At 60.8% G+C, this 8,300-nt stretch carries 13 protein-coding genes; 4 read left to right on the top strand and 9 right to left on the bottom strand.

The window, feature by feature from the left end; translation table 11 throughout:
- Positions 1-278: 278 nt before the first annotated feature.
- Positions 279-893 carry an NADPH-dependent F420 reductase gene (locus Y708_RS26295; RefSeq protein WP_081747010.1) on the bottom strand — a complete coding sequence of 205 codons (615 nt, stop codon included), beginning with the start codon at positions 891-893 and terminating at the stop codon, positions 279-281.
- A 9-nt stretch (positions 894-902) separates the two neighbouring features.
- Here Y708_RS26295 and Y708_RS31590 point away from each other — a divergent pair, with 9 nt between their 5' ends.
- Positions 903-1,028 carry a hypothetical protein gene (locus Y708_RS31590; RefSeq protein WP_343212994.1) on the top strand — a complete coding sequence of 42 codons (126 nt, stop codon included), beginning with the start codon at positions 903-905 and terminating at the stop codon, positions 1,026-1,028.
- 61 nt (positions 1,029-1,089) lie between these two features.
- Complete coding sequence (locus tag Y708_RS0118760; protein WP_028281116.1) at positions 1,090-2,322, top strand: MFS transporter; 1,233 nt, start codon at positions 1,090-1,092, stop codon at positions 2,320-2,322.
- 19 nt (positions 2,323-2,341) lie between these two features.
- Here Y708_RS0118760 and Y708_RS0118755 read toward each other — a convergent pair whose 3' ends face one another.
- Together Y708_RS0118755 and Y708_RS0118750 are read right to left on the bottom strand one after the other, a co-directional pair.
- Positions 2,342-2,737 (bottom strand): type II toxin-antitoxin system VapC family toxin, encoded by a 396-nt coding sequence (locus tag Y708_RS0118755; protein WP_028281115.1) that lies wholly within the window; start codon positions 2,735-2,737, stop codon positions 2,342-2,344.
- Complete coding sequence (locus Y708_RS0118750) at positions 2,734-2,997, bottom strand: type II toxin-antitoxin system Phd/YefM family antitoxin (RefSeq protein WP_028281114.1); 264 nt, start codon at positions 2,995-2,997, stop codon at positions 2,734-2,736. Before Y708_RS0118750 ends, Y708_RS0118755 begins: the two co-directional genes overlap by 4 nt.
- A gap of 564 nt (positions 2,998-3,561) precedes the next feature.
- Between Y708_RS0118750 and Y708_RS30535 the strand changes: the two genes are divergently transcribed.
- Both Y708_RS30535 and Y708_RS30530 read left to right on the top strand, forming a co-directional pair.
- Complete coding sequence (locus Y708_RS30535) at positions 3,562-3,864, top strand: hypothetical protein (RefSeq protein ID WP_028281113.1); 303 nt, start codon at positions 3,562-3,564, stop codon at positions 3,862-3,864.
- Between the two features lie 829 nt (positions 3,865-4,693).
- On the top strand, positions 4,694-4,843 hold the full coding sequence (locus Y708_RS30530; RefSeq protein WP_216699839.1) for a hypothetical protein: 150 nt from the start codon (positions 4,694-4,696) through the stop codon (positions 4,841-4,843).
- Between the two features lie 190 nt (positions 4,844-5,033).
- On the opposite strand, the gene Y708_RS26285 is transcribed toward Y708_RS30530, so the two are convergent.
- The 6 genes from Y708_RS26285 to Y708_RS26280 all read right to left on the bottom strand — a co-directional run bounded on the left by Y708_RS26285 (position 5,034) and on the right by Y708_RS26280 (position 7,959).
- A complete protein-coding gene (locus tag Y708_RS26285; RefSeq protein ID WP_051479178.1) occupies positions 5,034-5,486 on the bottom strand; it encodes a PDDEXK nuclease domain-containing protein in 453 nt (150 codons plus the stop codon).
- Positions 5,411-6,088: an HAD family hydrolase gene (locus tag Y708_RS28680; RefSeq protein ID WP_081747011.1), complete on the bottom strand. Its 678-nt coding sequence runs from the start codon at positions 6,086-6,088 to the stop codon at positions 5,411-5,413. Before Y708_RS28680 ends, Y708_RS26285 begins: the two co-directional genes overlap by 76 nt.
- A gap of 167 nt (positions 6,089-6,255) precedes the next feature.
- On the bottom strand, positions 6,256-6,657 hold the full coding sequence (locus Y708_RS0118720) for a cupin domain-containing protein (RefSeq protein ID WP_035776834.1): 402 nt from the start codon (positions 6,655-6,657) through the stop codon (positions 6,256-6,258).
- A 42-nt stretch (positions 6,658-6,699) separates the two neighbouring features.
- Positions 6,700-6,915, bottom strand: coding sequence for a heavy-metal-associated domain-containing protein (locus tag Y708_RS0118715; protein ID WP_026551360.1), 216 nt, complete (start codon positions 6,913-6,915; stop codon positions 6,700-6,702).
- A 143-nt stretch (positions 6,916-7,058) separates the two neighbouring features.
- Positions 7,059-7,391, bottom strand: coding sequence for a ferredoxin (gene fdxA, locus Y708_RS0118710; RefSeq protein ID WP_028281109.1), 333 nt, complete (start codon positions 7,389-7,391; stop codon positions 7,059-7,061).
- Between the two features lie 118 nt (positions 7,392-7,509).
- The gene (locus tag Y708_RS26280) at positions 7,510-7,959 is read right to left on the bottom strand and encodes a hypothetical protein (protein ID WP_051479177.1); all 450 of its coding nucleotides are present in this window, start codon (positions 7,957-7,959) and stop codon (positions 7,510-7,512) included.
- Positions 7,960-8,300 lie beyond the last annotated feature (341 nt).

The raw sequence follows: 8,300 nt of genomic DNA, 5'->3' as shown, positions 1-8,300 counted from the left end.
CGCACCGGCCGCCGCTTCATCCTGCATCTGGCAGCCGCAGCCCCGGAAACACCAGCGATTCTTCAGGCCCTGGACCGCATCCGGGCCCTGCCGGCCCCCGGCTGAGACCGGACGGCTCAGTGTCCCGACGAAGCAGATCACAGCCTTTGGAACCAGTGGAAACCAGTCCCACCCGAGACCACTCGGGCAAAATGTCGTACCCGGATCCCATAATTCAGGACATCAGGCAGCCGGTAAGCCCTGACCCACAGGCGACCCCACCCGATGAAAGATCGAGGTTAGCGCACAATCCCAAAGCCGCTGGTCCACTGGATCTTCTCGCCTGCAGCAAGGGTCAGCTGTAGGAAGCCCATGGCCTCAAGTTCACGAGCGTGGCTCAGCGAACCGGCATCAATGGCGCCGAGGCCCCCAGCGGTGATGGCGGCGGCAAGGGTTTCCTTGGCAGCTGCATCGTCGCCCGCAATGAGCACGGTGGTTTGGTTGGGGCCCACGGTTGCAGATGCAAGTGTGCCGGCAAAGGTTGTGTTGAACGACTTCAGCACGTGGGAGGAGGGAAGAGCGGCGGCAAGTTCCGCAGCGGCAGAGCCGTCCGCTGGCACTACCAGCGAGTCAAACGTCTCAAAGTTCAGCGGGTTGGTGATGTCAACAACAATCTTGCCGGCCAGTTGGTCACCGTACTGCGCGGCGATTTCCTTGAGCGCGGGGTAGGGAACAGCGAGAACGACGACGTCGCCAGTGACTGTTGCGGTCTGCCGCGCCTGTCGAGGGTGCTGACAGGGCTGGAGAAGGAGGGGCTTGTGGAGCGGAGCGCCTGCAAGGAAGACCGCCGCGCACGGAATGTCACGCTTACCGGCGCAGGGTGGAGCAAGGTTGTGCGTTCCGCACCAGGTCATGTCGAAAACGTGAGAAGTCTGGTCCTGGACCAGCTCACCCCGGAACAGATTGCCCAGCTCTCAGCTATTGCCGCACAGATTCTCCATCGTGTGGATCCCGAAGGAAAAATGTTTGTCTCCAGCATGCCGTCCTAAAGGCGCCGTGGGAATACGCTTGAGGAATGCATTGCACCGTCAGTGAAACAGCCCGGATTCCGTGTCAACGTCGGTAGATCTCGGCGCCGTTCAGCGGCGCACAGTCTGGGTGCTGATCGTGGCGCAGGTCCTTGGCGGCCTTGGCATCGGCGCCACTCTCGCGATCGGTGCTGTGCTGGCGGCTGAGATCTCCGGATCAGACGCTCTGTCCGGAGCCGCAACCACTATGAGTACGCTCGGTGCTGCGGCCAGCGCCATTCCGCTGGCCCGGCTTGCCCGGCGCCTGGGACGGCGGCCGTCGCTCACCACCGGCGCCCTCATCGCTGCGTCCGGCTCAGTGGTGACCATCGGGGCAGCCGCGCTGTTCTCCTTCCCTCTGCTGCTGGTTGGTTTTGCTCTGCTTGGCGCGGGCGTTGCCGTTAACCTGCAGGCGCGGTTCGCCGCGACCGACATCGCCGACCAGCAGCACCGGGGGAGGGATCTCTCGTTGGTGGTCTGGTTTACCACCGTTGGCGCGGTGCTCGGGCCGAACCTTTTTGCCCCGGGTGAAGTCCTTGGCGAGACGCTCGGGATGCCTCCGCTCACTGGCTCCTTCCTGTTCGCTGCCGCCGCGCAATGTGCCGCCGCAGCCGTCTATCTGGTGTGGCTGCGCCCGGATCCGTACGTGCTCAGCCGGTCAGTGGCCTCGGAATCAGGGCAGCAATCCGCCGAGGGCGCGGTGCGCGGCAGAGGGCCTTTGGTTTTTGCTATCGGAGCCATCGCGTTGAGCCATGCCGTGATGGTGTCGGTGATGTCCATGACCCCGGTCCACCTGATCAATCACGGAACGAGCCTGACCATCATTGGCGTGACCATCAGCCTGCATATCGCCGGGATGTTCGCCCTTTCGCCGCTTTTCGGCTGGTTAAGCGACCGGTTGGGGAGGGTAACCACAATCCTTCTTGGCCAGGGGTTGTTTGCGGTTGCCCTGCCCGTGGTGGCGCTGGGGGAGGAGGACCCCGTTCTGGTGACGGTGGGGCTGGTGCTCCTGGGGCTGGGCTGGAGCGCTTCCACGGTAGCCGGGTCCGCACTGGTCGCTGATCTTGCAACCGGTGCCGCCCGCGCGCGCATCCAGGGCCGCACCGACCTCGTCATGAACCTGACCGGGGCGGCGGGCGGCGCGGCGGCGGGTCTTGTTCTTTCGCTCATCGGCTACGCCGGCCTTGCCTGGGTTGCGGGAGCGCTAGTGATCGCCGTCGTCGTTGGCTCGATGGTGATGCGGCCCGCGGCTGCGGTCCGGGTCCCGGCGGCCTGACGTCAGCCAGACGGGCGCATTAGCTGCCGGGGGACAGGGCGGTTAGTCCTGCGTTCACTGCGGCGGCGACCAATTCGCCGTCGTAAGCAACCAGCGAATCTACCTGGAGCCGGATCGCCGCAGCCAGATGTATGGCGTCCGCACTCCGCAGTCCACCGGATAATGCTGCTGCAAACATCAGGTCCGATCGCGTGAGGTCCACCAGGGTAATTCCGCTGAGAACCAGATTCACGAGTTCTGAGGCGCCCTTGAGTTTCCGGTGCGAAGCACAGTGCAGCTCCGTGTAGAGCAGCATGGAAGCGACCAGCTTGTTCCCCTCGGAGGAACTGGTGGACAAGAAATCAGCGAGGGCGGCGGATTCCTTTTCCTCGACCACGAGTTTGAGTGCCGCCGAGGTATCGACGTAGATGATCAACGGTCTCCCCGCAGGTCAGACAGGATTTCTGTTGTGCTGGCACCCGGTATCCGGGGAAGGAGACGAAAATCCACGCCGCCATCGATGGCCGGTTTGGCATTGCCCGAAAGAAGCAGCTGCTCGAGAGGTGACGCCGACGGCGGGATCAGAAGCGCAGCAACCTCGCCGCTGTTGGTGACTGTGATCGTTTCGCCGCTCTTGACTCGCTCAAGAATCCTGCTGCTTTGATTGCGCAGTTCACGATGCGGGATGGTTGCCATCGATTTACCTCCGTAGCAATCGTAGCACCGGCCGTTTCGCGAAGGTTCCGCGCAGGTTATCCACATATTCGCCGAAGGGCTGTACTGCGGTCGGTGAAGGTGCTAGTCCAGCGGATAAGCTTTGGTCACCGCACTCGTACCGGGGGATCCTCTTGACTTATCCATCGCTTCCGCCTGCCCCGCAGTCTCCGCCGGCCAGGATCAGGGCGAAAGCCAGGCTTTCCACGCCGATAGTCGGCGGCCTTGGGCTCTTCACCCACGCCGCGGCCGGCACCTTCACCTAGTGAGTTGATGTGTGGGCGGAAGCCAGGTGGTGAATCTGCTGGCAAAAGAGGGGCGCGCACCCGGTGGTGGAGGAGCTCTTTGACAATATATTCATGCTTTCCTGCCGAGGGTGCTATCGAAGTTCCGCAAACAGGCAATGGCGAAGGACGCTACCGGCGCCGTGGTAGCTACGGGGGCCGGGCCGACGGATAGAGTACTCTTCAGGTGAAGCAGTTGCCTTTGGGACTTAGTTTCGCGAAACGAGCTTAGATGGGCCATGGACTGGGTCCACCCGCCCGAATGCGTATCGACCGGGCTTCGGCCGTTCTGGACCTGAACGGTTGTCTGGCGGAGACAAGCTACAAGGCGCTGCTCCCGATTATCCGGCGGAGCGCATCCCTGTTCACTGGTATCGCGGTCACTGTTGACCTTTCCCAGGCACAACATATTGAAGTTTCCGCCCTCGATCAGCTCCAGCTGTCCACAAAATCCGTGAGAACACCGAACGGGGCAGCGGTGGTTGTTTCCTATACTGTCCCGGTCAGATTGCTCAGTTGCCCTGTGGCGGGGAGCTACCCGGTGCTCGCCGGTAGGGCATCATGATGCGCCGGGTTCCGGCAACACTGCGAAAAGCGCGGCACACGGAAAACTTTCTGGATACGGATTTTACTTCGCTGGACATGCATCGACTTGAACGCCTGAATAACCAGCTGTTCGCTCGACTGGATAACCCGCAGCCGGATCGGGGCCTGCTTGGACGTTATTATGCGCTCCTGGATAACTGGAGCTGCGAAGTGCGGGGGCAATCGTATGAGAGTCCGGACGGGGAAGGCACCGGTTATCCGAGATAATTCCTGGCAGTCCCGTTTTGAACTCTACGATGATGGCACGTTGGCCGGGCAGGCGGACTACGAGATGCGCGGCAATGAAATGTGGGTGCTGCGGACGTCGCTAAGCAAGGAGTTCACCGGCAGTGGTTTGGATTTGGCTCTGATGGCCAATCTCATGCACAGCGCGCATCGGCGCAGGATAGCGGTCCTGCCGTTTTGTCCGGTCGCTAGGGCGTTCCTGTCGGCGAACCGCCAGCCCCTTGGGCTGATACCGGCAACCCAGCGGAGCCGTTTCACCATACCGGCTCCAGCCGGCGCCGAATAGCAGGTTCCCCAACCGGGGGAAACTATCAACAGGAACGTGGCTTTGACACTGATGGTCCGGTGAAGACGGTCGTGGTTCCCGCCTTCGGTGGCAGCAGGTAGCAGGGGTCAAAGGCCGCCGAGCACTTCCGGTGGTCAACATACCAGCTCACACAGATCACCCCAGCGGCAGGTTCTTCCCTGGAGCCGCAGAGCTTTACCTCGCCGTCGACGTATCTGTAAGCCATGCGCCCGTCACGATAAAGCCGGACCACCCCGAAGGACAGCCCGGCTTTGCTATGACGGAGATCTTCCTACTTTTGATCGCCGTCTTTATGCCCGTCGAGGGCGTCCTTGGCCTTGTCTTTGCCCTGGTCAACTTTCTCTGGGTTGTCCTGGGCATAATCCTTGGCTTTATCTGCCATTCCGCTCGTATCCGACATAGGTAGATCCTTTCCACTATCAGGCCCGTGGCCCTGTCCTGCAGCCACAGTCTGACTTACCCATCCTGTACCCCAGCACGCCACGAGTCCACTGTCGAACCATCTGACGTGCTGTGGGGTTTGTGAGAGTTTTGACTATGCGCCCGTGAATGATGGACCTTGTGTGGCAGATTCCGGGTCGAAGGCTGCGGAGAGTTCATCGGCTGCGGGAAGGGCGTCCCGTTCCTTGGCCGGCAGTGGTTCCATCGGTGTAGGTGGATACTGCCATGGGTGAGTCCGCCCGTCCCAGCGCGTAGCGGACGGTGTGCTCGTTCCTGCTGTCGTAGATGAGGATGCCGACGGTTTCGCCGTGGACGGGGAGTTTGAGCTTGTCATCGACCAGGGCGACGTAGAAGTTCAGTTTGCCCGGCGTTATGCGCAGCTGCTCAACGTGGAAGAACAACAAGTCGATGTAGAAATCGTCCCCGCCGACGTCGAAGTGCACCTGCCGGCTCACGAACGCGAAACCAGGACCCAGCTCCCGCAGTGTATCCACAATCCGCTCCGTCAGAGCCTGCTCCAGGTCCCTTTCAGCTACCTCCCCGGAGAGCCCCAGGAATTCAAACGCATACGGGTCTTCATAGGTGGGGTTTCGGCCAGTAGCGCGCAACAAGGTTGACCGCAGGCAACCTTCCTTTTGGGGAAAGAGGACCGTGGAAGCCGGAACCGTACAGGTTCTATAGTAGACCTCCTTCTACAAGCCGTAGAAGGAGGTCTACTATAGCGACAGGATGTTGATTTGTTGGGGGAGTGGTGGGGACCCACAGCAATCTTGCCGCCGGAGGCGACGAGGACGTGGTCGTTTTGGACGATGTCCTCGACCGGCAGGGTCAGGGTCTGGCCGTTGCGGAGCACCTGGGCTTCCTGCGGAGCCATGTCCACCAGGTCCCGCAGCGAGCGACGGGTCTTCTCCGGGGTGCGGGCTTCCAGATAGGCGCCGAAAATGAAAAGGAAGGACACCACCGCCCCTTCGACGTATTCACCGATAATCAGGGCACCGATCACGGCAATTGTCACCAGCAGGTCAATGCTGAAGGCGTTGGCCCGGGCGGCCTGGAATGCCTTGATGGCGATTGGGGTTCCGGAGATGATGCTCGCAACGAAAAGGACCGTGTCGCTGAGCTGGTCCAGCTCGGTGAGATGGAAGGCCAGCGCAACCAGCAGTAAAACTCCGGTGAGACCGGCGATCCGGGCCTGCAATTTTCCAGACATGGTGCTTCCTCTGATTCCCTCCCCGGCTTTCGTACCGGATTGTGTGATTTGTTTCTGCTCTTCCATTACATGCCGCCCGGGCATCCGGCGCCTTGACGCCGATCAAGTGCGTATTAAAAGGAAATCCCTGCCCGACCGCGGCGGTCGGGCAGGGATTTCAAAGGCTGCTATTGGGCAGGGGGTGCGTCCTGGCCGGAGGCCTCGGCAGCATCGGCTGCTTCCTTGGTTGTGTAGGCAGCACCGGCGGCATGTTCGGGCGGACTGTAGATCGTGTAAAGGACCAGCGGTTCCTCACCAGTATTGACGAAGTTGTGCATCGTACCTGCGGGCACGGCGCACACATCACCGGGGTCAAGATGGTGCGTCTCTTCGCCGACCGTGCCTTCACCGGTGCCGCTGACGAAGCTGAGCAGTTGGTCGGTGTGCTCGTGGGTTTCCGCGCCGATTTCACCGCCGGGCGGGATGGTCGTCATCACCAACTGGCTATGCTCGCCGGTCCAGATAACGCGCCGGAAGTCGGCATGGTCGGCGGCAATATCTGGAATCGTATAGTGCAGCATATCTGCCATGATGTAACTCCTCTTGGTGTGAGCGGATGGGATTGACCCGGATTACTGTTGGGATACGACGGGGTAGCCCAACTCCGTGATGGTTTTGGCGATTTCTTCGGCAGTGATCCGGTCCGGGTCAAAGCCGACTTTGACCTTGTTGGAATTGAACATCACCTGGGTTGACTCCACTCCGTCCTTCTTACTGACGACCTTCTCGATCTTCTTCACGCACGACGGGCAGGTGAACGGCTCAGTCTGGAACTTGACGGTGGTCATTTCCTCATCTTCTTATTCGTTCTGGAACTTCGTACTTCCATTACATGTCAGGCGCGGAGTACATGCCTTGACCCGGATCAAGCCATAGCGAAAATTTTGGACTGGTTCGCTTCTCAAATGCCTGCACACCTGACAGCCGGTTTTCAGAGGTCGGTGCTTTGATTTTGCGGAGGCAACGCGGAGACCAGTGGATGGTCCTTGCCCGTGTTGCCAAGCTTGGCAGCCCCACCCGGTGAACCCAGATCGTCAAAGAACTCGACGTTGGCCTTGTAGTAGTCGGCCCATTGCTCCGGCGTGTCATCCTCGTAGTAGATGGCCTCAACTGGACAAACTGGTTCGCAGGCGCCGCAGTCTACGCATTCATCCGGATGAATATAGAGTGACCGTTCACCTTCGTAGATGCAGTCCACCGGGCATTCTTCAATGCAGGCCTTATCCTTGACATCCACACAGGGCTGGGCGATCACGTACGTCATGATCCGGTCTCCACAAATTTGTTGGTTAGGTTATTTCGTTGATGAATGCTGGCCGAACCCAGCGAGGCCTGGCATGCGCTGACGGAAAGTCCTTCCAGATCCGCTTCCGGCTTCTCGGTCATCGCTGCTTCCACGCCGGAATGCTTTGTATTCCCGGTCGGTCAGTGAGCTCATCGATGAGCAGGCCAAGCCCGCTGCCGAGCATAAAGACGTCCCGAGCGATGGCCATTCCTGCTGGAGCCGGCCGGATTCCGTCGTCCCGCGTCAGGCCCGGGGTCATGAAATACATGCGCATCAGTGCCCCCGAGAAACCGGTGAGGCCAGCAGCTGCCAGCCAGGTGGGCACCACCGGGACGAGCAGGGCCGCGCCCAGGATGATCTCGGAGGTAGAGAGAATCTTGCCGAAACGCACAGGGTCGATCTTCTTTAGCGGGGCAAATGCGACGGCGGCCTGATCCCGCAGACCGGTTGCCGCCTCGACGTCCAGGGACCGTTTCGTGATCCCGGTGTTGAGGATGAAGGCTCCGCAGGCTATGCGGGGCGGAAGATGGTGAAGGCGCAAAGCCACAAGGGTCCTCCGGGTCGTAAAACGCTACTCTGACAGGCGATGGTCTACCTAGTGTTGGCCATTCCATTCGACTCTACGCGCGCGCCCGGGCCGGAAACATGATTCACATCATCCTCTGCGGTAAATATGCTCGGAAGGAAAGCGGTCCGAGCCTTCGGCCAGTATCGGAGGCATCGATTCCTCCGGAACGAAAGAGGCCCGTGTCCGTCCGGTCACCCCGGGGGCCGGGATACCATGGCGCCATGAGTGAGCGTGTGAATATCAGGCAACAAGACCCTGCCGTCTACCAGGCCCTGCTGGAGATGAACACCGCCGCTTCGCGGTCCGCCGCAGCGGCGGGG

This window comes from Arthrobacter sp. H5 (assembly GCF_000520595.1).
Lineage (GTDB): Bacteria > Actinomycetota > Actinomycetes > Actinomycetales > Micrococcaceae > Arthrobacter_D.
This window is presented reverse-complemented; position numbering and strand designations above follow the sequence as displayed.

Bases quoted from the DNA above. Each gene is read 5' to 3' on its own strand.
- Y708_RS28680 (WP_081747011.1), bottom strand. From the start codon at position 6,088: ATGTCTGGAAAATTGCAGGCCCGGATCGCCGGTCTCACCGGAGTTTTA.
- Y708_RS26295 (WP_081747010.1), bottom strand. From the start codon at position 893: ATGACCTGGTGCGGAACGCACAACCTTGCTCCACCCTGCGCCGGTAAG.
- Y708_RS0118750 (WP_028281114.1), bottom strand. From the start codon at position 2,997: ATGGCAACCATCCCGCATCGTGAACTGCGCAATCAAAGCAGCAGGATT.
- Y708_RS0118720 (WP_035776834.1), bottom strand. From the start codon at position 6,657: ATGGCAGATATGCTGCACTATACGATTCCAGATATTGCCGCCGACCAT.
- Y708_RS30530 (WP_216699839.1), top strand. From the start codon at position 4,694: ATGACGGAGATCTTCCTACTTTTGATCGCCGTCTTTATGCCCGTCGAG.
- fdxA (WP_028281109.1), bottom strand. From the start codon at position 7,391: ATGACGTACGTGATCGCCCAGCCCTGTGTGGATGTCAAGGATAAGGCC.
- Y708_RS30535 (WP_028281113.1), top strand. From the start codon at position 3,562: ATGCGTATCGACCGGGCTTCGGCCGTTCTGGACCTGAACGGTTGTCTG.
- Y708_RS0118715 (WP_026551360.1), bottom strand. From the start codon at position 6,915: ATGACCACCGTCAAGTTCCAGACTGAGCCGTTCACCTGCCCGTCGTGC.